A 22333-nucleotide genomic window follows, 5' to 3' on the forward strand; every position below is an offset into this window, starting at 1 on the left:
TTTAGAAGAATAATGATACCTCTGCTGATTTTGGTATTCCTTTATTTTCTGGGTTCCCTGGGATACATGCTCATTGAAGATATGGACTTGTTGAGTGCCCTGTTTATGACTACCATCACTATTACCACTGTAGGTTACCAGACCATAGGAGAACTGTCCCGCCCCGGAGTAATTTTTACCATTATCTTCATTATAATTGGCACTGGCCTGGCCGCTTATATACTGATAAGCGTGGCCGATTATATTTTATCAGAATTTTTATTAGGCAGAATGGAAACTAGAAGGATGAATAAGATGATAAACAAATTAAGAAACCATTACATTATATGCGGCCTGGGAAGGGTAGGGCTGGAAATTGCTACCGAACTGAGCCACAATCAGGCAGAATTCATAGTAATAGACAATGCCCAGCAACCCATAGAAACCTGTAAGGAAAACAACTGGCTGTACATACAAGGGGATGCCTCCAATGATGACATACTGCTGGACGCAAATATAAAGGAAGCCCGCAGCCTGTTTGCTGCCCTGGACACTGATTCAGAGAATGTATACATTACCCTTTCTGCCAAATCCCTTAACCCCGGTATCTTCGTAGTGGCCCGGGCCACAGCCCAGGAAACAATAAGCAAGCTGGAAAAAGCAGGGGCAGACAGGGTGCTCTCCCCCCAGATTATCGGCGGAAGAAGGATGGCGGCAATGGCCATGCAGCCCCTGGTAACTGACTTTCTGGATACCGTCATGGGCACAGAAAATATTGAAGTAAGGCTGCTGGAAATAAAGATTGAAGACAGCTGCAGCCTGGATGGGAAAACTATAAGGGAGGCCAGTGAAAAGTTTGACCTGGGAGCATTAATCATTGCAGTAATTGAACCCGGCAAAAAAACTACTTACAGCAAACCGGCAGCGGATACCCTGCTGTCCGCAGGCCAGAGCCTTATTGCTATCGGTACCAAGGAGCAGATACAGATGCTTTCCAATCTGGCCATCTCCGGCTAATGATAAAGCTCCTCATGAAACATGTGGTAATCCCCGGTTAAGAAAAACTGCACCCTTTCCCCGATGTTTACCGCCTGGTCTCCAATCCTTTCCAGGTACCTGCTGACTAAAGATACATTGGTAATAAACTTGATATATTCTTCACTTCCAGACATGGAGGTATAGAGTTTCTTCAATACCATCTTCTGCAAATCATCCACAGGGGCATCAATTTTATCCAGCTTGGAAGCCAGCTGGTAATCCTTCTTGGCAAATGACTCTAAGGCCCGGGCCAGTACTGTCTGCACCAGGTTTCCCATTTCTATAAGCAAATCCAAGATTCCCTTATCAAGAAATTTTTCTTTCTGGGTAGATAGTTTCTTTATCACCCTGGCAATATTTACAGCCAAATCCCCTATTCTTTCCAGATGGATAATTATAATGCTTACTGAATGGAGTAATCTTAAGTCCTTGGCTACCGGCTGGTGTTCAGCCTGCAGCACTATGCTTTTTTCCTCTATAGAGATATCGTACTCATCGATTTTTACATCATTGTCTATCACTTTCTGGGCCAACTCAGGGTTCATCTCTATTAAGGCCTGGATTACATCATGTACCGACTCCTGGGCCAGGCTGCCCATTTTAAGCACATCTTCGGTTATTTCATCTAAATGCTGATGGAAAGTTTTTCTCATAATAGCCTCAAATTCTTTTCTTTTATTTTAACATCTTAGCCATTGTATTTCATTCTTTTAACTAGTAAGCCTTTTCATCCTGGCCCGGGCCCTGACTACTGCTCCCGCTCCGGCAAAAATTATAACTATAATTAACAGCACCAGGGCTGTGCCCCATTGCATGTCTTCAGGAGCATTGGTAAGCTGGGTGGCTAAAACATACAGATGATAAGGCAGGGCCATAACCTGGCTAAATATGGAATTAGGCAGATTGGGCTGGGAAAAAGCAGCCACCGTAAATATGATAGGGGCGGTTTCTCCGGCAGCCCGGCCTATTCCTATTACTGATCCGGTGATAATCCCCGGCAAAGCCTGGGGCAATACCACCTTGATAATAGTTTGCCACCGGGTAGCCCCCAAAGCCAGCGAAGCATGGCGGTATGTATCTGGCACGCTTTTAAGGGCCTCTTCGCTGGAAGTAATAATTACCGGCAAGATTAAAAAGGCCAGGGTAAGGGAACCGGCTAGAATAGAGCGCCCGAAATTTAGAAAAATTACAAAAAAGCCCAGGCCGAACAATCCATATACCACTGAAGGAACTCCGGCCATATTGATTATGCTCATTCTTATCATCCGGGTCAATCTCCCTTTTTGGGCATATTCATTTAAATATATGGCCGACAGTATGCCTATGGGCATAGAAATTATAATAGTACCCAGTATAAGATAGATGGTACCCAGTATAGCAGGGAATATCCCGCCGGCACGCATTCCGGAGCTTGGTTTCTGGGAAATAAACTCCCAGCTTAAGGCTCCAGCCCCTTTTACCACCAGATAAACTATAATGCCCAGCACAAAAGCTACCACTATTATGGTTAAAAATAACAGCAACCCGTAAAAGAACTTCTGGATCATATATTTTCTTTTCATATGGCTGGATTTATTCCACATCTCTTATCCTGCTAATAAACCTGTCTGAAATAAAATTTATTAAAAAAGTAATGATAAATAAAATCAAACCCACTGCAAACAAGGCAGAGTAATGGAGGCCGCCCTGCACCGTTTCCCCCATCTCCGCCGCTATGGTAGCAGTAATGGTCCTTACCGGCTGCAGCCATGAGAACACAATACGGGGGGAATTGCCGGTAATCATCAGCACGGTCATGGTCTCTCCCACTATCCGGCCCAGTCCCAGCATAGTAGCAGCTACTATTCCCGAAGAAGCAGCCGGCACCACTACATGGTAAGTGGTTTCCCAGGGAGTAGCCCCTAATGCTACCGAGGCATGCCTGTATTTATCGGGCACTGCATTAATGGCATCTTCAGAAATGGAAATGATAGTGGGAAGACTCATAAAAGCCAGCATGATGGACCCGGTAAGAGCAGTAAGGCCTATGCTTAATTCAAATAATTCCTTAATAAAGGGAGCCAGTATTTTTATGCCAATAAACCCTATAACTACTGAAGGGATGGTAGCCAATACCTCAATTATGGGCTTCAGTATTTCCCTTAGCCACCGGGGGGCCATTTCCCCAATATAGATAGCAGAGCCTATGCCCAGGGGAACCGCAATTACGATAGCCCCAAAGGTTACCAGCAATGAGCCTGTAAATAAAGGGACAAAGCCAAAATCCTCCAGTACTGTAGGAGACCACTTAGTACCGGTTAGAAATTCAAAAATAGGGTAAGAAGTAAAAAAGCGAAGGGAATTATAAACTAAAAAAGCTAAAATCAGGCCCAATACTACTATGGATAGGATACCGTTTAAAAATACGAATTTTCCTATCAGAAAACTCTTGGTTTTTCTTAGCTTAACCTGCCAGCTTCTCATTTGAATTCATTTTATACAAATTTTTTATTATTTTCTATATTTATGGATGCAGGCGGCAAGGCCTGCATCCACTTGTTTACCTTTACTATTCTACTGGGACAAATCCCTCTTCTAAACCTATCTGCTGCCCCTGCTCGCTGAATACAAAATCCAGGTAAGCCTGCGCTATCTGGCTAATATCCCGGCTGGGGGCATATATATACAACCCCCTGGATATAGGATAGGAATCATCCTTAACTGTATCTACTGAAGGCATTACCCCTTCCACCTTGACGGCATTAAGGCTGTCTTCCAAATACCCCAGGCCAATATAGCCTATGGCATTGTCATTTTCCTTTACCATGTTAACTACATCCGCATTAGACTGCAGCCTTAAGGCAGTGGGATCATAATCCTTATCCTTTAAGGTTTTACCCATCTGAACCACTGCTTCCAGGAAATACTCTCCAGTGCCTGAGCTGGTATCCCTGGCAGCCATAACTATCTGCGAATCAGGCCCTCCCAGCTGGCTCCAGTTGGTTATTTCTGCGGTATATATTTTGGACAGCTGCTCCATGGTTAAATCTTCTATATCCAGGTTATGGCTTAAAATTACGGCAATTCCGTCATACAGCACCACATACTCTACCGGATCATACCCCGCATCTTGGGCGGCCTGAATTTCTTCTGGCTTTATCTGCCGGGAAGCATTGGCCAGGTCGTTTATGCCATTAATCATTTCGGCAATGCCCCCGCCGGAGCCGCCGCCGTTAACAATTATACTTCCGCCGTATTCAGCCATAAAAGCTGAAGCCCAAGCCTCAGAAACCTGCAGGGTAGTGGTAGAACCAGAGATTACAAGCTCCTGTCTTGTAAATTGGCCCTCTTCCTGGCCGGCAGTTTCTGCCGGGCTAGAATCTGTTGACGAACATCCTGAAAACAACAAAGCAGCTAATATTATAATAGCCAGTCCTGCAAGTCCTATAATTTTAGTTCTTGCTTTAAACATATTTAACACTTATTCTCCTTTATAAATTTTAGTAACGAACCTTATTTTAACAGAGCAGGAAAAAGTGTTGTTAATAAATACTTAAAAAAATATTAAAAAAAGATGAAATTTTAACCAACCTTATTTACTGTCCAGCTTGCTTACCAGCTTATAGCCGTAACCATGCACAGTCTGAAGATAGCCCTGGCCAAAATTACAATCAGACATTTTTTTCCTGATCCTTCTTATATGTACATCCAAAGTCCTGGTATCGCCATAATAGTCTGGTCCCCATACCTCCCTTATAAGGTCCTGCCTGGGCACCAGCTGGTCTATTTTTTGAAGCAAGATGGACAAAAGCCTGAATTCCTTGGGGTTAAGACTGATTTTTTTATCATTTAAAAAAATTTCATGTTTTTTCTCATCAATAGACAGCTTAACCTTTCCCAGCTCATATTGGCCCTGCAAATAATCGGTCAGCATAGCCGGGTTAAAACGGCGCAGCACACTTTTTACCCTGGCCACCAATTCCTTTATTCCAAACGGCTTTATCATATAATCATCCGCTCCCAGCTCCAAACCCAGCACCTTGTCCAGCTCTTCGCTTTTGGCGCTAAGTATAATAATGGGAACCTGGCTTTCTTTCTTTACCCTTTTGCAGATATCCAGGCCGTCCATGTCCGGCAGCATTAAATCCAGTATTAACAGATCGGGCGGTTTTTGACTGAAAGCCTGCAGCAGTTCCTGTCCGGTCATATAAGTTTTTACCCTGAAGCCGTTTTTTTCCAGGTTATAACTTACGATCTCCAGTATGTTTTCCTGGTCATCTACTACATATATTAGTTCTTGCATAGCCTTTGATTTTTTTAACTATCATATAACAACCAAGCCTATTTTAACTCATTTCGCCATTTAGAGGGCAGAAAAACCTTAAAACTGGTCTTATGCCTGGGTTCGCTTTCTACCTCTATTTTTCCCTGATGGAGCTCCACAATATGTTTTACTATGGATAACCCCAGGCCAGAACTTATGCTCTTGCCCTTTCCCTTATAGAACCGCTGAAATATAAAGGGCAGATCCTCCTTATCTATACCCCGCCCATCATCGCTAAACTCCAAGTTGACTCCTTGGGGGCCTGGTTTGACTTCAATGGTAAGGGTAGATTTTTTGCCTGCATGGAAAATTGAATTTTCGGTTAGATTCTTAATCATCTGGCGGAAAAGGTGTTCATCGGTAAAAAAATAAAGTGGCGGACCACTGTAATCAAAATTTATATCCACTTCATTCTGCCGGGCCAAATACTCCAGGGAGCCAATAACTTCTTCTATCGCTTCTCCTATATTTACCTCTTCTTTTAGCAGGACGTTCCTTTTGTATTCTATCCGGGAAAGATTAAGCACATCCTCTATCAAAAAACTTAGCCGTTCCACTTCCTTCAGGCTTTTATCCAGGTACCCTTTAATCCTATGCTCATCTTTGAAATCATCGTCTAGCATGGTTTCCATATATCCTTTGATAGAAGTAAGGGGAGTACGCATTTCATGGCTTATATTGGCTACAAACTGGCTTCTTAGCTTGGAAAACTCAATTTCCTGGGTATTGTTTCTGGCCAATATAATGACATAACGGTTACTTTGTTTTGCTGTTAAGCCCTGCTTTCCTGTTTCTGGAAGCAGCTTTAGGGCAAAAGCCTCTATGTCCAGGTAAAGCTCTTGCTCACCATAAAATATTATTTGCTCCTTTACCGGCTTTTCGTCAGCAAGGGCAACAGATACAAGGTCTTCTAACCGGTTATTATTAAATATATTGATGGTTTTTTTACCCAGAATAGACCAGCGGTCCAGGTAGAAAAGGTTGGCCAGGCTTTCATTGATTTTAATTATTTCCTTATCTTGGTTCAGTATCATGGCTCCATGCCATATATGGTCCAGCATGGTATCTAGGAGCAGGCTACTGCAGCTTTCATCCTCTCTTTCCTGGCTTTTAGCCATAGGAGGGTAAGGCTTGCCCGTCCCGGCCCTTTTTTTGGCCCAGTAAACCAAAAACAGCACGCAGGTTAGAAGCCACAGAAAAGCCAGCACCAAGCATAAAATTTGATAAGAGCCCAATGATTCTCCACTTCAATAATAATTAAGGTTAATTATATCATATAAAAGAGGAGGCATAGAGGGCGGGAATGGTGGCGAGACGCAGAATCGAACTGCGGACACATAGATTTTCAGTCTACTGCTCTACCAACTGAGCTATCTCGCCACAACTAAAATAACTGGCGGAGCTGACGGGATTCGAACCCGCGATCTCATGCGTGACAGGCATGTGTCCTAAACCACTAGACGACAGCTCCACTCTGATTAAATTTTAATGGTGGGCGATGCAGGGTTTGAACCTGCGACCCCCTGCTTGTAAGGCAGGTGCTCTCCCAGCTGAGCTAATCGCCCCTGGCAGCCCGTAGGAGAATCGAACTCCTGTTCCAAGATTGAAAATCTTGTGTCCTAGTCCACTAGACGAACGGGCCAATAACCCCTAACTTGGTGAGCCGTGAAGGATTCGAACCTTCGACACCCGGATTAAAAGTCCGGTGCTCTACCAACTGAGCTAACGGCCCAAATACTTGCTAATAGCTACATAAGGAATAAATACTTTTCAAACATCACCAATTAATTCCATTAGCGAACGTAAATATTACTATAATTACCCGCTTTATGTCAACAGCAATGGAACTCTTTTTTTACTACTTTCTTGTAGCCTGTCTAGCAGGCTGCTGCCCCAGCCATAGGGATATAGGTCCTGTCTAGCTAACCGTCGGACATAATAATTATAAGGCATTTGCCCCATATATTAAACCTCTTAAATTAATCCAGCAAAAAATTAATTACTTCTGCCCAGCCCCGGTTCATTTCCCCGGTGGTAACATAGATATTGCTGTAATTTTGCAGTTGCCTTGCCAGATCCCCATCCTGTTTTAAGCTGTCCCCCATCAGGAAAAAGTATTTTACCCGGGAGGCCATATCAATATCTGACGGCGAGTCCCCCAGGGCAATACACTGGCTGGGGTCCAGCCCCCTTATTTTCTGGTCCAGTGCTATGGCTTTATCCTTGCTTACCCCTTTAGGTATAAGATTGTAAATAAATAGGTCTTTTACTTCCAGGTCAAGGTTTACCAAACCTGATTTTCCATTTTCTACCAATACCAGATCCGTATACCCTGCCTGCCCTAACAGCAGGTTAGCCTCCTTAAGGTCAATTTCTCCAAAGAAAAGGGCATTATGGTTGCGGTACTTGCTCCATTCCAGCTTACCTTCAATCCGGTGGGGGAAATGCTTTTTTAGCAAATCAATAATCAAGGCCAGGTCTCTGCCCCCATAGGTGATATTATAATCCCGGCCCTGCTTATGGTACGTTACCCTTACCTCTTTTCCCAAATCATAAACCAGTTCGGATCCCAGTTCGGCAATATAGTTCTTCAAACCCATCATTTGGGCATTGTACCTGAGCTGTACCTGGTTTCTTCCTGACACCAGTACAATGTCTATATTATGCTTGCGCACTTTTTCTATAGCCTTAACTGCTCCCAGGAAAAAAAGACCCTGGCTGTCATTTACCAGGCAGCCTTTATGGTTTAACAGGGTGCCGTCCAGGTCTGAATAAATTACCTTCAGGTCATTTAACTCCTGCTTAATTTCACTTTTATGCTGGTTAAAAAATTTTGTTTCAGCCATTGCCTGCCTTTGCTCCTTTGATGTACCATGTTATTATATATAGTTTAAGATTCTAGTCAAACCGGCAAGAAAAAATAATTGAAGGGGGCAGAGAAATGATAAACAATATGGGCTTGGCAGAAAGCCTGATTAAAGATTTTTCTTTAAGTTTTACCCCTTTTTTAGTTAATTTTTTAATACCCTGCCTGCTGGCCTTAATCTTTGGGGGCATCATTGGCTTTCAGAGGGAGAGGGCTGACCGGCCTGCCGGCCTCAGAACCCATTCTTTGGTATGCCTGGGCTCTACTGTTTTTACCCTTATATCCTATTATGGCTTCCTGTCTTTTACTGGAGTAGACCAGACCAGGATAGCTTCCGGTATAATTACCGGTATAGGTTTTATAGGGGCAGGAGCAATATTTAGAAGAGGCCCCCTGGTAAAAGGAGTCACTACCGCTGCCAGTATATGGATAGTAGCTTCTGTGGGCATGGCCCTGGGGATTAAATTATATTACCTGGCCCTGGCAGTAACCGTGTTTGGCTATATAGTGCTGACCCTGGTCAAATATTTTGAAGACCGTTTTGTAACCAGCCCGGTTTACGCCGTAAAGATAACCGCCGGCCTAACTCTGCCGGGAACCGAAGAAATACAAAAAATAATTAAGTCTAGTTCAGAACGGGTGGAAGTAAGGCTGCTTAAAATAGAGTCCGGCTCTGAAAACTATGAAATAATTATCAATGCACAGAGCAGGGACCCCAATTTTCCAGTAAAAACTGCAGACAGCTTAAACGGTATCAAGCATATAGAGAATATTGAAATAACCCAGTACTGATTATGCCCAACCTAACCAAAATAAGGAGACTTATAGCCAGGTACATAAAGAGCCTGGTAAATGCCTTCATAGCTGACGGCACCATGATGCTGGCTTCTTCCATCGCCTATTATTTTTTATTCTCTATTTTTCCCCTGATGCTTATACTAATCTCCTTTAGCGGCTTTTTAATAGATAATTTAAATATTCAGGCTCCCATATTGGATTTTATCCAGGAGAGAATACCCATAATTTATACTTTTACCGAAGCCAATATAGAAAAGACCATAGAAAACAGGAGAAGTATAGGTATTACCGGAATACTGTTTTTAATGCTTTCTACCACTTATGTGTTTGACTCTCTGCAATTTGCTTTAAATAAAATATACCGAACCAAGTCCCAGAGAAAACTATGGCAGCAGAAAGTTTTTGGTATACTGCTGATCTCCATGGTATTTGTGCTGATAATCATCTCCTTTCTTTCTTCCACCATACTGTTTTACCTTACCCAGCACATATTTGACTTATTGAATGTGGCATACAGCACCAGCCAGGCTTTAATCAGGGCCCTCTCTTTAGTAATTGGGCTGGGCTTTAATTTTTCCATACTATCCCTCATGTTTTTCTTTGGCACTAACCGCAAGATCCATTTTAAGAATATATACAAGGGAGCCATATTCGGAGCTATTGGCTGGGAGGCTACCAAACATATATTTGTAATCTATTTGAACCAGTTCGCCAATTTTGAACTAACCTATGGGTCAGTGGGTTCCATAATCGGTTTTCTGTTATGGGTTTATGCATCTGCCCTTATCCTGCTAATAGGAGCCCAGATCAATTCTTTACCCTTCAAGAAAGATGAAATTCATAGCTGACAGCATGCTGGGCCGGTTGGCCAGATACCTAAGGGCTGCCGGCTATGATGTGGTTTACAATAGCCGGATAGAAGACCGTGATTTGATAGGACAAGCCAGGGCACAGCAAAGGATTATCCTTACCAGGGACCGCCAGATAGCTTGCCGGCGGGTATGCAAGCAGGGTCAGCCTGCTTGTATCATACTGGAAAGCCTGGATTACAGGAAACAGCTTAGCCAGTTAAGGCATCAGCTAAAAATCAAGCTGGCTGTCAAATTCAAGCGGTGCCTGGAGTGTAACAGCATATTGGATGAAGTGGATAAGAAAGATTTTGTTGCACAAATTCCGCCATATGTCTATCAAAATCAGCATCAGTTCAAATATTGCCCTCATTGTCGTAAAATATACTGGAATGGATCCCACATGGATTCCATCCGTAAGGTGCTGGCCATGGTTTAGGACTGTAGGCATATTAATATTAGCAAAATTTAGGGCAGGTAGCTTATGAAAAAGTTAATATCTAAATTAATTGAATATTTCTACAGCATCCCCAAGGTTCTATTTATTTCTTTTTACCGCAGACTAATAAGGATAAGGGTGTTTAATTCTAAGCATCTGGCCCAGGATAAGCCAGCCATATTGGCCATCAACCATACCACCGGGGCTGATGCTATCATAGTGCTGGCCGCCTTAAGAAAAAAAATCTATTTTATAGCCGATGGAGACAACTTCAGGTTCCGGTTTACCAATTTTTTTATGAGGCATTTTGCCTATAGTATCCCCGTGTTTAAAAAACAATTCGTAAAAAACATAAAAAGCTTTAAAGAGCTGTTTGCCTTAAACCAGGGCAAAGCCTTCTTTTATGGTATTTTCCCCGAAGGCAAGTTAAACAAGGATTCAAAACTGGCTAGAATGGACAAGGGAGCAGCTTACCTTAGCTACAAGACCAAGCTCCCCATTATCCCCCTTTATATACATAACCTGTCCAAAGGGCCCGCCAAAAATAGTTGGCTGGGCAAAAACAGGGTGGCAGAAGGCATATCAGCCTTAGTGTTCAACACTTTTCGAAAAATAAATATAATAGTGGGCCAACCCATATATCCCATGGCTGATAATATTATGGAAAGCGTAAAAGACCTGGCTGATAAAAGAACCTACAAACAGATAATAGATGATATTCACCAAGCACTGGAAAAGGAATTTTTCAAACTTGAATCTGACTCTGAAAGCATATTTGAAGCATTGCCTTCCGATGAAGAGCCAGTGCTGAAAAATAGGCACACCTAATTGCTATTTCTTGCCTTTAAGCCCGTAACCGTAGCCTCCCCTAAAGCCCTCCAGGGTATGGTTCACCATAAACGCTTCCGGATCTATGCTGCATACTACTTTGCTTAACCGGGACAAGTTGGATTCCCTGCAAATCACATTTATGATTCTTACTCCGCCCTCTTTACCGGTTCCATTGTAGCAGGTAGCCCCAAATCCTTCATTCCTTAACAGCTCTTCTATTTCCTGGCTATGTATTTTGGAAATTATATTGGTACTGATAAGGTCCCTGGAAAGTTTCTCAGAAATTTTTATGCCCACCAGGGTACCTACGGCAAAACCGGCGCCATAAGCTAAAATCAAATATATATTACTTAGGTCCTGGACTACCCTGGCTATTACTGCTATAAAAATAGTAACTTCTATAAAACCTATGACCGCTGCAAAAATTTTCCTTCTTCGCACTATCATGTTAAACCTGATAGTGCCCAGGCTCACATCCACTACCCTGCCTATAAAAATAATGGGAAGCCAAATCAACCAATCCATAACTTAATCACTCCTGTGGTTGTTTAATAACAGAATGTTATTATTTTTTAAGTTTCCAAACCCTCCCTTGGATTCAGAAAGGGTATGGCTTATGATAAAAGCTTTTTGGTCAATACTACCTGCAAGCTGCTTTAATTTTATCAAGTGTTCCTTTTTACTGATAATATTTAATATTTTCAGTTCACCCTCCCGGCCGGAACCATTATAGCAAGTTACCCCAAACCCGTTTTCTCTAAGTACCAGTTCTATATCTGCATTGTATTTGGAAATTATATTGGTACTGAAAATATCTTTAGATATCTTTTCCGATATAACCATACCCAGGTATAATCCCAGGGCAAATCCAGCGGCATAGGACAGTACCATAACCGTATTGGAGGCATTCTGTATAATTTTAGTGACTACCGTTATGGATAAGGCAGCTTCCAAAAAACCTATTATGGCTGACACTGCCTTTTTGCCCTTTACGGTAGTAACCAGCCTCAAAGTACCCATGCTCACCAGAAATACCATGGCTATAAATATTAAAATGGTCCAAATTATTATCTGCATCTATATTGCCCTTGTCTCTCGTTTTAATCAACAAGGGCAATATCATAACCCTTATTTTTTAAAAAGCAATAGCCCGTTTATGAGGCTGTTTCAAAGGAGAGCTTCCTGCCTTCGGGACCGGTTACGTCCACCAAGACCTTATCCCCTTCCTTTATCTTGCCTTCCAATAGCTGCAAAGCCAGCACATTCTGTATCTGGTTCTGGATAACCCTTTTTAAAGGCCTGGCTCCGTATACAGGGTCAAACCCTTCCTTGGCCAGCAGCTCCCTGGCTTTCTCGCTAATCTCTATAGACAGCTTTCTGCCTTCCAGCATTTTGGCCAGGTTGTTAACCTGTATATCTACTATAGCCTTGATTTGCTCCATGCCCAGCCGGTTAAAGATAATAATATCATCTACCCGGTTTAGAAACTCCGGTTTGAAGTGGTTCTTTAAAGCCTCAGTTACCCTGTTCTCCATTTCCTGATCATCTTTCTGGTTCAGGTCGGTAATCCACTGGCTCCCTATATTGGAAGTCATGATTATTACTGTATGCTTGAAATCCACCGTGCGGCCATGGCCATCAGTTAACCTGCCGTCCTCCATTATCTGAAGCAGTATGTTAAATACATCATTATGGGCTTTTTCTATCTCATCGAGCAGTATTACACTATAGGGCTTTCTGCGTACCGCTTCCGTAAGATAGCCCCCCTCTTCATAACCCACATATCCGGGAGGAGCCCCTATAAGCCTGGATACAGTATGTTTTTCCATATATTCGGACATGTCCAGCCTGACCATAGCCCGTTCGTCATCAAACAAAAACTGGGCCAAGGCTTTACTAAGTTCAGTTTTACCTACACCCGTAGGCCCCAAAAAGATGAAAGAGCCTATAGGCCTATGGGGGTCTTGCAAGCCTGCCCTGGCTCTCCTGATGGCATTGGACACAGACTCTACTGCCTTATCCTGGCCTACTACCCTTTGCTTTAGCCTTTCTTCCATATTCAGCAGCTTTTCAATCTCGGCCTCTATCAGCCTGGACACCGGTATGCCGGTCCACTTGGACACCGTTTCCGCAATGTCTTCCTCATCCACTTCTTCCTTAAGCATTTTCTGGTTTTTTTGGAGCTGGGCCAGCTTTTGGTTTTGCTGCTGTAACTCTTTTTCCAACTCCATCAATCTGCCATACCTGAGTTCCGCTGCCCGGGCCAGGTTAGCATCCCTTTCAGCCTGATCCGCTTCGGTTTTGGTTTTATCCATTTCTTCCTTTAGCTGCCGGATGGAGCTTATCACTTCTTTTTCCTGCTGCCAGTGAGCTTTCATGCTGTTGCTTTTTTCCTTTAAGTCTGACAGTTCCTGGACCACCTTATCCATCCTTTTTAGGCTGGCCTTGTCTTTTTCCTTGGTCAAAGCCTGTTCTTCAATCTCCAACTGCTTTATTTTTCTTTCTATTTCATCAATTTCAGTAGGCATACTGTCAATTTCAATCCTCAGCCTGGAAGCAGCCTCATCTATCAAGTCTATGGCTTTATCCGGCAAAAACCGGTCCGATATATAGCGGTCTGAAAGCATTGCTGCTGATATGAGGGCGGCATCCTTTATACGCACCCCGTGATGAACCTCATATTTTTCCCTGATACCCCGCAGTATAGCAATGGTATCTTCCACGCTGGGCTCATTTATCAGCACCGGCTGGAACCTTCTTTCCAAAGCGGCATCCTTTTCAATATATTTACGGTATTCGTCTAAAGTAGTAGCCCCTATAGCATGAAGCTCGCCCCTGGCCAGCATGGGCTTTAACATATTGGAAGCATCAACTGCCCCTTCGGCAGCCCCTGCCCCTACTACTGTGTGCAGCTCATCCAAGAACATTATTATATTGCCTTCCGATTGCGATACTTCCTTAAGTACCGCCTTCAATCTATCTTCAAACTCTCCCCGGTATTTTGCCCCGGCAATAATAGAGCCCATATCCAAAGAGATTACTTTTTTATCCTTCAATCCTTCCGGAACATCTTTCGAAATTATACGCTGGGCCAAGCCTTCCACTATAGCCGTCTTCCCAACTCCCGGATCCCCAATTAGCACCGGGTTGTTCTTGGTTCTTCTGGACAAGACCTGTATTACTCTTCTTATCTCATCGTCCCGGCCTATCACCGGATCCAGTTTTCCCTTCCTGGCCAGCTCGGTTATATCCTTGCCGTACCTGGAAAGCGCCTGATATTTTTCTTCCGGATTCTGGTCGGTAATTCTCTGGTTTCCCCTTATCTCTACCAGTATCTGGTATATCCTGTCCTTGGTAACTCCCCTGGAAGAAAGCATACTGCCAACAGTGCCTCCGCTACTGGAGATTGCTATTAGCATATGTTCTGTGCTTACATAATCATCTTTTAGGCTTTCTGCTTCCTTGAAAGCATTTTCCAGTATCTGGTTCAATGTAGCGCCGATGTATATCTGCCCCCCGGCTCCGCTTACCTGGGGCTGCCGGGCTATCTCCTGGTCCAGGTCCTGTACTAACTGGTCTGCATCTGCCTCTAATTTTTTTAAAATGGGAAAAATTATACTCTCCCTGTCTTCCAACAAAGCCCTCATCAGGTGGACATCTTCTATAGATTGATGCCCGTGTTCAGAAGCAATCCTTTGTGCCTTGGACAATGCCTCCTGGGCTTTTATAGTAAATTTATCCATTTGCATTTATATCACCTCTCCTATACCACTACCCTGGATCTGGGATTCTCGCTATATGATTTAGCAAAGTCATCCAGGTATTTCTTCTGCTCGGGGGTAAGGTTCTCAGGAAGCATTATTTTAACCTTGGCATACAAGTCTCCGTTTCCTGAACCCTTTAACTTGGGCATGCCTTTCCCCTTGAGCCTCAATACTTTCCCGCTCTGGGTTTTAGGCGGCAAAGTAACCAGTACCTTACCTTCAAAGGTAGGTATATCAATTTTATCTCCATACAAAGCTTCTTTTATGGTTACCGGCACTTCACAGTGCAGGTCATCTCCCTTTCTCTTATAAAAAGGATGCTCAGATACATTAACCACCAAATAAAGGTCGCCGCTGGCTCCGGAGCCTTGTCCGGGACCTCCTTCCCCGGTCACCCTAATCTTTCCGCCATCTTTTATTCCCGCCGGTATCTTAACACTGACTGTCCTGGCTTTTCCTTCTTTCTGAAGCCGGATAGACCGGGTAGTGCCAAAATAGGCTTCCCTTAAAGTAATATTCATAGCTGACTGTAAGTCCTGGCCTTTGGCCTGAGCGGTCTTTCTACCCCTGAAACCAGAACCAAAATTGGTAAAATCAGATGCCCTGTTGCCAAAAAACATCTCAAAGAAATCTGAAAATCCACCCCCCAGGTCACCGAAATTAAAACCGCTGCCGCCAAAGTCATAGGCTTTCTGCCCGCCTCCGGGCCAACCCGCATTCTGGTACTGTTTCCAGTTAGCGCCCAGCTGATCATATTTCTTCCTCTTGTCCGGGTCTTTGAGTACCTCATAGGCCTCGCCTATTTCCTTGAACTTTTCTTCAGCCTGGGGATTATCCGCATTGGCATCAGGATGATATTTCCGGGCCAGCTTCCTGTAGGCCTTCTTAATTTCATCCTGGCTGGCATTCTTGCCGACTCCCAGAACCTTGTAATAGTCTTTATAATCAACCATAAATAATCACCTATAATTCTTTTAAAATAAATACCAGCCCACAGCTTGGATAAGCCATGGGCGGTATATGTTTAATTCTCACTTCTTGCTGCAGAAGCTTACTTTCCATTAATTGCAATCTTTTTAGGTTTCTTAGCCTCTGCCTTGGGTAACACTATCTCCAGTACCCCATCCTTGTATGAAGCCTTTATCTGGTCCTCTAACACCGGAACCCCGATATTGAAGGACCTGTAGAATGACCCGTAGCTTCTTTCTACCCTGATATAGTCTTTTTCTTCTTCTTTTTTCTCCAGCTTTCTTTCGCCTTTAATTACCAGCTGGCCTTCATCTACGGATACATCTATTTCCTCTAACTTCATACCCGGAAGGTCTACGTTTAGAGTTACCTCTTTTTCAGTTTCCTTGATATCCACTTCAGGAGCCCATATGGCTGTCTGCCTCTCCTTAGGCCTTTCCGTGCCTTCAAACCATCTTCCTATTTCATCCCGAAGCTGCACCAAATCACTGAATGGATCCCATCTTACAATTGGCATAGTAATCCCTCCTTTTTACAAATTACTTTTCCTCATCTTTTGCCTCAAATTCAGCATCGATGACATCCTCATCCTGGCTGCCCTGGTTTGCGCCAGCCTGGCCTGTTCCGGCCTGGCCTTCTCCTGCTCCAGGACCGCCCTGTGCTCCGGACTGTGCATACAGTCTCTGGCTAAGTTCATTCTGCATCGTCTGCAGTTTTTCTGTCTCAGCCTTTATCTGGCTTAAATCTTCACCTTCGGAAGCTTTCCTTACCGACTTAATCTGCTCTTCTATATTGGACTTCATGTCCGCAGGAACCTTATCTCCCAGGTCCTTTAACAGCTTTTCTGAAGAATAAGCCAGGTTGTCTGCATTGTTCTTAGCATCTATAAGTTCTCTTTTTTTCTTATCATCATCTGCATGTTCCTTAGCCTCATCTACCATCCTGTTAATCTCGTCATCAGAAAGATGAGAGGTGGCAGTAATGGTAATTTTCTGCTCTTTTCCAGTAGCGGTATCTTTAGCCGAAACATTTACAATACCATTGGCATCTATATCAAAGGTTACCTCGATCTGGGGTACCCCTCTGGGAGCCGGCGGTATCCCGTCCAGCCTGAACCTGCCTATGGTCTTATTGTCCCTGGCCATCTCCCTTTCTCCCTGGAGAACATGTATATCTACGCTGGTCTGGTTATCCGCAGCGGTAGTAAATATCTCACTCTTCTTGGTAGGTATGGTAGTATTTCTCTCAATAAGCTTGGTAAATACTCCACCCAAAGTCTCAATTCCCAGGGACAGGGGAGTTACATCCAACAGTACTACATCTTTTACATCACCTTTAAGTACTCCTGCCTGTATGGCAGCCCCTACTGCTACTACTTCGTCCGGATTTACCCCCTTATTGGGATCTTTGCCGGTATATTCTTTTACCAGCTGCTGTATAACCGGCATCCTGGTAGATCCGCCCACCAGAATTACCTCATCAATTTCTTCCGACTTCAGCCCTGAATCCTTCAAGGCTTTTTCCAAAGGCACCTTACACCTTTCAGTCAAATCTGCGGTTAACTGCTCAAACTTAGCCCTGGTTATTTTAGATTCCAAATGTTTGGGCCCATTGGCGTCCGCAGTTATAAAGGGCAGGCTTATGGTGGTCTCAGTCACACTGGACAGCTCTACCTTGGCTTTCTCTGAAGCTTCTATCAGCCTCTGCAAAGCCTGCCTGTCCTGCCTTAAATCTATTCCCTGCTCATTCTTAAACTCATCAGCCACATAATTCATAATGCAGTCATCATAATCATCGCCGCCCAGATGCATGTCGCCATGGCTGGATTTTACTTCAAATACCCCTTCTCCTACTTCCAGCACGGATACGTCAAAAGTACCCCCACCCAAGTCGAATACCAAAATATTTTCATCTTTTTTCTTATCCAAACCATAAGCTAATGAAGCTGCGGTAGGCTCATTTATGATCCTGAGCACGTTCAAGCCCGCAATTTTGCCTGCATTCTTGGTAGCTTGCCTCTGGGCATCATTAAAATAGGCGGGAACAGTAATTACTGCATCCTTTACCTCTTCGCCCAGATAACTTTCGGCATCTTTTTTAAGTTTCTGCAAAATCATGGCAGATACCTCTTCCGGGGTGTAATTTTTATCACCCATCTTTACTTCAGCCAGATTATTTCTCCCCTTAAATACATTGTATGATACTATCTTTCTTTCGCTTTCCACTTCATCATATTTTCGTCCTACAAACCTTTTAATAGAATAAATAGTATTCTCAGGGTTTAAGGCTGCCTGCCTCTTTGCCAGCTGTCCTACCAGCCTTTCTCCTTTTTTGGTAATGCCCACTACTGAAGGAGTAGTTCTGCCTCCTTCGCTATTGGTTATTACTGTAGGGTTTCCACCTTCCATTACTGCTATGCATGAATTGGTAGTACCCAAGTCAATTCCTACTGCCTTAGCCATGTATATCTACCTTTCCTTTCCTAATATTTTTTTACCAATCGGTTTTTCTCACTAAATAATTTTTAAAACAATTCACTACATCATCAGGACACTTATCCATAATAACCTGGTCCCTTCTCCTTATGAGCACAATGATGGATCTCAAGTTCATGCCTTGGTCATACATCATCTCCCGTACATACTCCAGCCATTTTATATCTGCCTTGGAATAATACCTTTTCCTGCCCCTTCTAAAGGGACAGACCAGGGCAAATTTTTCATAGTAATACAGCGTCCTGCTGTTTACCCCTAAAAAATCTGCCACCAGCTCTATAGGATAACTTTTGTCCTCTTCGCTAAACAATTTTTTCACCGACCTTAATTATTACCATAAGTTTAACTAACCCTGAATAATCTGTCAATAGTATTATAAATGATTTTTATTAAAATGCAAAATTAATTTTTCACTTTAAATGAAAAATATTTTTACTATTATATTGTAAATATTATGCTTTTGCTATTTTAATCCCCATGCCTATAATTATAGAATCCACCAAAATTGGGAAAGGGTTCAGAAATTAAAGAGTTATTTACTCTAACCAAGTATTTTAAAAAACACCGGGGGCCTTTTACGGCCAGCATAGTGTTCATATTACTTACCGACCTGCTGTCACTACTTGTCCCCTGGATTCTAAAGATAGCCATTGATCAAATACGCTACCAGCCAGAATCAGTAAACTTGATTACCTTTGCCGCTTATCTCATGGCGGTAGCCTGCCTGCAGGGATTGTTCAGGTATTTGATGAGAAAACTGCTGATAGGGATATCCCGGCAAATAGAATATGATATCCGAACCGATTTTTTTTCTCATCTGCAAAGGATACATTCCTCCTTTTTTACCAATACCAGGACCGGCAGTATTATGGCCCTGGCTACCAATGACCTGGATGCGGTAAGGAATTTTTTGGGACCGGGCATATTAAACCTGTTTAATACCGCTTTTGTATTTGTGTTAACCCTGGCCGTCATGTTTTCCATAGATGTAAAGCTATCCCTATTTGCCCTAATCGCCATACCCATCCTGCCTTTTCTGGTAAGCAGGCTGAGCTCTCTTTTGCATAACCGGTTCAAGGCATCCCAGGAACAATATGCTGCCCTTTCTGCCAGGACCCAGGAAAGCATAGCCGGCATCAAGGTTATAAAGTCTTTTACCCGGCAGGAACAGGAAAAGGAAATCTTTTCCCGGCTAAATAAGGAATATATTAACCGAAACCTCTCTTTAGCCAAGGTGCGGTCCGCATTCTGGCCATCCATGATTTTTATTGGGGGCGTAGGCACCATGGTGGTCTTACTGGTAGGGGGCCGGCAGGTCATGGCCCAGACTTTGACCCTGGGGCAATTTGTACAGTTTTCAGCCTATATTGGATCCATTACCTGGCCCCTTATATCCCTGGGCTGGGTTATAAACCTGGTACAGCGGGGCTCGGTATCCATGAAAAGGATCAACAAGGTTCTAGATATAAGGCCCCGCATAAAATCCCCTTCCCGCCCGGTCAAGCTGGACCGCATCAGGGGAAGGATTGAATTCAAGCATGTTTATTTTAAATATGAAAATGAGAAAGGCTACGATGATTATGTAAAAGAAAATATCATGGACCGCCAGTTAATATCTGCCCGCAGCAGCCAGGACTGGGTGCTGGAAGATATCAATTTTACCCTGGAAGAAAAAAGGCAGCTGGCATTGGTAGGTTTTACGGGCAGCGCCAAGTCCACCCTGCTAAACCTGGCAGTAAGGCTATATGATCCCCAGAAAGGCCAAGTGTCTGTAGACGGCTACAATTTGAAAAAAATAGACTTGGGCCTGCTTAGGGCCAGTATTGGCTATGTTACCCAAGAGCCCTTCCTGTTTTCCAAATCCATCCAAGAAAATATCCTGTATGGCCTGCAGCAAAAAACCCGGCTGCCTGACTCCCAGCTGGAAAAGATAGCACAGGAAGCAGCCAAAGCTGCCTGTCTGCACCAGGAGGTAATGGGATTTGACCAAAAATATAAAACCATAATAGGAGAAAGGGGCATAACCCTGTCCGGGGGACAGAAACAGAGGCTGGCTATCGCCAGGGCCCTGGCCACTCAGCCTTCCATCCTTATCCTGGATGATTCCTTTTCCAGTATTGACACTAATACCGAAGAAAAAATATTGGCTAATTTAAAAACCTGGACTTCAGAAATGACCACCATTATGGTTTCCCATAGAATCTCCACCATTAAGGATTCCGACCTTATTTTAGTTATGGATGAAGGAAAAATTACAGAAAGAGGAAACCATGACCAGCTACTGGCCGGATGCGGCATCTACCAGAAACTTTATTACAGGCAGCAGCTGGAAGAAGTGATTAAGGAAGAATTATGAGCAAGAACAGTTTACCGGAAAGAAATATAGATAAGAAAACCATAAAAAAACTGCTGGGCTACCTTAAACCCTATAAGCTGCTGCTGGGCTTCACTGTATTTTTGCTGCTGATTACTGCCGGCTTGGAAATTCTAGGTCCTTATCTTTTAAAGATAGCCATTGACCAGTATATTACTCCTGGCCTTATGGACGGTTTCCTGTATATAGTGTTGTTGTTTGGAGCGGTAATATTGGCAGAATTTATATTCCGTTACTTCCAGCAGTACTTAACCGAGCTTTTAGGCCAGAAGATAATGTATGATATGAGGATGGATATTTTTACCCATATCCACAAGATGCCCATGTCCTTTTTTGACCAGAACCCGGTAGGAAGGATCATGACCAGGGTAACTACTGATGTCCAAACCTTAAATGAGATGCTTTCTTCCGGCATTGTGACTTTGTTTGGAGACATTTTTATGATTGTGGGCATCATGATTATAATGGTTACCCTAAATTTAAAGCTATCCCTGATCACTTTTTCAGTGCTGGTTTTGCTGGCCATAGCTACCTTTGTTTTTAGGGCCAAGGTAAGGGTAACCTTCCGTATTATAAGGTCCAAGATATCTGCTATAAATTCCTACCTGCAGGAAGCTGTCTCCGGAATTAACACCATAAAGATATTTGGCAGGGAAGATAGGAGCAACCAGGAATTTGAATCCCTTAACACCGGATATCTTAATGCCTATCTTAAAACCGTATTCTATTATGCGGTTTTCTTTCCCATAGTAACCTTGATCAGCAGCCTGGCCATCGCCCTTATTATCTGGTATGGCGGAGGGCAGGTAATAAGGGGGATACTTACCTTTGGTACCCTGGTGGCCTTTATACAGTATATTGAAAAATTCTTCCATCCCATCAGCGATTTGAGTGAAAAATTCGGTATCCTGCAGGAAGCCATTGCCGCTTCCGAAAGGATATTTAAGGTATTGGATACCCCCCCTTCCATTACTTCCCCTGCCCATCCGGTACAGGTAGACCAGGTAAAGGGGGATATAAAATTTGACCATGTATGGTTTTCTTACAATAACCAGGAATACGTGCTCAAGGACATCAGTTTTAGCCTGGACAGCGGCCAAAGCATTGCTTTTGTGGGTGCTACCGGTTCCGGCAAAACCTCAATTATAAATATACTCAACCGGTTCTACGAAATACAAAAAGGCCATATTTACCTGGACGGGATAGATATTAAGGATTATGGCTTAAACCACTTAAGGCAGAGCATAGGCATTGTAATGCAGGATGTATTTTTGTTTTCAGGCACCATCCTGGATAATATCAGGCTGGGGGATACTTCCATTTCCAGAGAAAGGGTTATCCAGGCAGCCAAATATGTCAATGCCCATAAATTCATACAGAAGCTTCCTTTAAAGTATGACCAGGAAATAAAGGAAAGAGGAAAGATACTGTCAGTGGGGCAGAGACAGCTTATAGCTTTTGCCCGGGCAATAGTATTTAATCCCCAGGTGCTGCTGGTATTAGATGAAGCTACTTCCAGCATAGACTCAGAAATTGAGGCCTTAATCCAGGATGCCTTAAGCAGGATTATGGCAGGAAGGACTACCATAATTATTGCCCACAGGTTATCCACCATAAAAAATGTGGACC

21 protein-coding genes and 5 tRNA genes are annotated in these 22333 nt (G+C 43.4%); 7 read left to right on the plus strand and 19 right to left on the minus strand.

Annotated elements, in window-relative coordinates; genetic code table 11:
- Window positions 1–996, plus strand: a 996-nt coding sequence (locus PHN32_07480) for a potassium channel protein (protein ID MDD3777432.1), incomplete at its 5' end; no start/stop codon positions are given.
- Here the strand turns inward: PHN32_07480 and phoU are convergent.
- From phoU to PHN32_07540, 12 genes are all read right to left on the minus strand, one after another.
- Window positions 993–1670 (minus strand): phosphate signaling complex protein PhoU, encoded by a 678-nt coding sequence (gene phoU / locus PHN32_07485; protein ID MDD3777433.1) that lies wholly within the window; start codon window positions 1668–1670, stop codon window positions 993–995. The genes PHN32_07480 and phoU overlap by 4 nt on opposite strands.
- Before the next feature lie 57 nt (window positions 1671–1727).
- A complete protein-coding gene (gene pstA / locus PHN32_07490; protein MDD3777434.1) occupies window positions 1728–2579 on the minus strand; it encodes a phosphate ABC transporter permease PstA in 852 nt (283 codons plus the stop codon).
- Between the two features lie 10 nt (window positions 2580–2589).
- On the minus strand, window positions 2590–3480 hold the full coding sequence (gene pstC / locus PHN32_07495; GenBank protein ID MDD3777435.1) for a phosphate ABC transporter permease subunit PstC: 891 nt from the start codon (window positions 3478–3480) through the stop codon (window positions 2590–2592).
- A gap of 85 nt (window positions 3481–3565) precedes the next feature.
- Window positions 3566–4468 (minus strand): PstS family phosphate ABC transporter substrate-binding protein, encoded by a 903-nt coding sequence (locus PHN32_07500; GenBank protein MDD3777436.1) that lies wholly within the window; start codon window positions 4466–4468, stop codon window positions 3566–3568.
- 120 nt (window positions 4469–4588) lie between these two features.
- Window positions 4589–5299: a response regulator transcription factor gene (locus tag PHN32_07505; protein ID MDD3777437.1), complete on the minus strand. Its 711-nt coding sequence runs from the start codon at window positions 5297–5299 to the stop codon at window positions 4589–4591.
- 38 nt (window positions 5300–5337) lie between these two features.
- Window positions 5338–6555 (minus strand): HAMP domain-containing sensor histidine kinase, encoded by a 1218-nt coding sequence (locus tag PHN32_07510; GenBank protein MDD3777438.1) that lies wholly within the window; start codon window positions 6553–6555, stop codon window positions 5338–5340.
- A 69-nt stretch (window positions 6556–6624) separates the two neighbouring features.
- Window positions 6625–6700: transfer RNA gene (locus PHN32_07515), tRNA-Phe, on the minus strand.
- Window positions 6701–6714: 14 nt separating this feature from the next.
- Window positions 6715–6791, minus strand: a tRNA-Asp gene (locus tag PHN32_07520).
- Window positions 6792–6809: 18 nt separating this feature from the next.
- A tRNA-Val gene (locus tag PHN32_07525) sits at window positions 6810–6885 on the minus strand.
- 1 nt (window position 6886) lies between these two features.
- A tRNA-Glu gene (locus PHN32_07530) sits at window positions 6887–6962 on the minus strand.
- Window positions 6963–6976: 14 nt separating this feature from the next.
- Window positions 6977–7052 (minus strand) — tRNA-Lys (locus PHN32_07535).
- A 247-nt stretch (window positions 7053–7299) separates the two neighbouring features.
- Window positions 7300–8166: an HAD hydrolase family protein gene (locus PHN32_07540; protein MDD3777439.1), complete on the minus strand. Its 867-nt coding sequence runs from the start codon at window positions 8164–8166 to the stop codon at window positions 7300–7302.
- 95 nt (window positions 8167–8261) lie between these two features.
- Here PHN32_07540 and PHN32_07545 point away from each other — a divergent pair, with 95 nt between their 5' ends.
- The 4 genes from PHN32_07545 to PHN32_07560 are packed head-to-tail and all read left to right on the plus strand — an operon-like array spanning window position 8262 to window position 11099.
- Complete coding sequence (locus PHN32_07545) at window positions 8262–8978, plus strand: MgtC/SapB family protein (protein MDD3777440.1); 717 nt, start codon at window positions 8262–8264, stop codon at window positions 8976–8978.
- Window positions 8979–8980: 2 nt separating this feature from the next.
- Complete coding sequence (locus PHN32_07550) at window positions 8981–9832, plus strand: YihY/virulence factor BrkB family protein (protein MDD3777441.1); 852 nt, start codon at window positions 8981–8983, stop codon at window positions 9830–9832.
- Window positions 9816–10271 carry a Mut7-C RNAse domain-containing protein gene (locus PHN32_07555; GenBank protein ID MDD3777442.1) on the plus strand — a complete coding sequence of 152 codons (456 nt, stop codon included), beginning with the start codon at window positions 9816–9818 and terminating at the stop codon, window positions 10269–10271. The genes PHN32_07550 and PHN32_07555 overlap by 17 nt, the downstream gene beginning before the upstream one ends.
- 45 nt (window positions 10272–10316) lie before the next feature.
- Complete coding sequence (locus tag PHN32_07560; protein ID MDD3777443.1) at window positions 10317–11099, plus strand: lysophospholipid acyltransferase family protein; 783 nt, start codon at window positions 10317–10319, stop codon at window positions 11097–11099.
- Window positions 11100–11102: 3 nt separating this feature from the next.
- On the opposite strand, the gene PHN32_07565 is transcribed toward PHN32_07560, so the two are convergent.
- From PHN32_07565 to PHN32_07595, 7 genes are all read right to left on the minus strand, one after another.
- On the minus strand, window positions 11103–11627 hold the full coding sequence (locus tag PHN32_07565; GenBank protein MDD3777444.1) for a DUF5698 domain-containing protein: 525 nt from the start codon (window positions 11625–11627) through the stop codon (window positions 11103–11105).
- A gap of 3 nt (window positions 11628–11630) precedes the next feature.
- Window positions 11631–12179 (minus strand): DUF5698 domain-containing protein, encoded by a 549-nt coding sequence (locus PHN32_07570; protein MDD3777445.1) that lies wholly within the window; start codon window positions 12177–12179, stop codon window positions 11631–11633.
- Window positions 12180–12256: 77 nt separating this feature from the next.
- On the minus strand, window positions 12257–14851 hold the full coding sequence (clpB, locus tag PHN32_07575; GenBank protein ID MDD3777446.1) for an ATP-dependent chaperone ClpB: 2595 nt from the start codon (window positions 14849–14851) through the stop codon (window positions 12257–12259).
- A gap of 14 nt (window positions 14852–14865) precedes the next feature.
- Window positions 14866–15819, minus strand: coding sequence for a J domain-containing protein (locus tag PHN32_07580; GenBank protein ID MDD3777447.1), 954 nt, complete (start codon window positions 15817–15819; stop codon window positions 14866–14868).
- A gap of 98 nt (window positions 15820–15917) precedes the next feature.
- Entirely contained in the window at window positions 15918–16352 is a 435-nt protein-coding gene (locus tag PHN32_07585) for an Hsp20/alpha crystallin family protein (protein MDD3777448.1), read from the minus strand.
- 22 nt (window positions 16353–16374) lie between these two features.
- Entirely contained in the window at window positions 16375–18297 is a 1923-nt protein-coding gene (dnaK, locus tag PHN32_07590; protein MDD3777449.1) for a molecular chaperone DnaK, read from the minus strand.
- 31 nt (window positions 18298–18328) lie between these two features.
- Entirely contained in the window at window positions 18329–18649 is a 321-nt protein-coding gene (locus tag PHN32_07595) for a MerR family transcriptional regulator (protein ID MDD3777450.1), read from the minus strand.
- Window positions 18650–18835: 186 nt separating this feature from the next.
- On the opposite strand from PHN32_07595, the gene PHN32_07600 reads away from it, so the two are divergent.
- Both PHN32_07600 and PHN32_07605 read left to right on the plus strand, forming a co-directional pair.
- Entirely contained in the window at window positions 18836–20686 is a 1851-nt protein-coding gene (locus PHN32_07600; protein MDD3777451.1) for an ABC transporter ATP-binding protein, read from the plus strand.
- Window positions 20683–22333 (plus strand): ABC transporter ATP-binding protein (locus PHN32_07605; protein MDD3777452.1); only part of this gene is annotated, 1651 nt, incomplete at its 3' end. The genes PHN32_07600 and PHN32_07605, both read left to right, overlap by 4 nt.

The sequence above is a fragment of the Actinomycetota bacterium genome (assembly GCA_028698215.1).
GTDB lineage: Bacteria > Actinomycetota > Humimicrobiia > Humimicrobiales > Humimicrobiaceae > Halolacustris.

What these genes read in the sequence shown, in the direction of transcription:
- phoU (MDD3777433.1), bottom strand. Translation starts at nt 1,670, where the DNA reads ATGAGAAAAACTTTCCATCAGCATTTAGATGAAATAACCGAAGATGTG.
- pstA (MDD3777434.1), bottom strand. Translation starts at nt 2,579, where the DNA reads ATGAAAAGAAAATATATGATCCAGAAGTTCTTTTACGGGTTGCTGTTA.
- pstC (MDD3777435.1), bottom strand. Translation starts at nt 3,480, where the DNA reads ATGAGAAGCTGGCAGGTTAAGCTAAGAAAAACCAAGAGTTTTCTGATA.
- PHN32_07500 (MDD3777436.1), bottom strand. Translation starts at nt 4,468, where the DNA reads ATGTTTAAAGCAAGAACTAAAATTATAGGACTTGCAGGACTGGCTATT.
- PHN32_07505 (MDD3777437.1), bottom strand. Translation starts at nt 5,299, where the DNA reads ATGCAAGAACTAATATATGTAGTAGATGACCAGGAAAACATACTGGAG.
- PHN32_07540 (MDD3777439.1), bottom strand. Translation starts at nt 8,166, where the DNA reads ATGGCTGAAACAAAATTTTTTAACCAGCATAAAAGTGAAATTAAGCAG.
- PHN32_07545 (MDD3777440.1), top strand. Translation starts at nt 8,262, where the DNA reads ATGATAAACAATATGGGCTTGGCAGAAAGCCTGATTAAAGATTTTTCT.
- PHN32_07550 (MDD3777441.1), top strand. Translation starts at nt 8,981, where the DNA reads ATGCCCAACCTAACCAAAATAAGGAGACTTATAGCCAGGTACATAAAG.
- PHN32_07555 (MDD3777442.1), top strand. Translation starts at nt 9,816, where the DNA reads ATGAAATTCATAGCTGACAGCATGCTGGGCCGGTTGGCCAGATACCTA.
- PHN32_07560 (MDD3777443.1), top strand. Translation starts at nt 10,317, where the DNA reads ATGAAAAAGTTAATATCTAAATTAATTGAATATTTCTACAGCATCCCC.
- PHN32_07565 (MDD3777444.1), bottom strand. Translation starts at nt 11,627, where the DNA reads ATGGATTGGTTGATTTGGCTTCCCATTATTTTTATAGGCAGGGTAGTG.
- PHN32_07570 (MDD3777445.1), bottom strand. Translation starts at nt 12,179, where the DNA reads ATGCAGATAATAATTTGGACCATTTTAATATTTATAGCCATGGTATTT.
- clpB (MDD3777446.1), bottom strand. Translation starts at nt 14,851, where the DNA reads ATGCAAATGGATAAATTTACTATAAAAGCCCAGGAGGCATTGTCCAAG.
- PHN32_07580 (MDD3777447.1), bottom strand. Translation starts at nt 15,819, where the DNA reads ATGGTTGATTATAAAGACTATTACAAGGTTCTGGGAGTCGGCAAGAAT.
- PHN32_07585 (MDD3777448.1), bottom strand. Translation starts at nt 16,352, where the DNA reads ATGCCAATTGTAAGATGGGATCCATTCAGTGATTTGGTGCAGCTTCGG.
- dnaK (MDD3777449.1), bottom strand. Translation starts at nt 18,297, where the DNA reads ATGGCTAAGGCAGTAGGAATTGACTTGGGTACTACCAATTCATGCATA.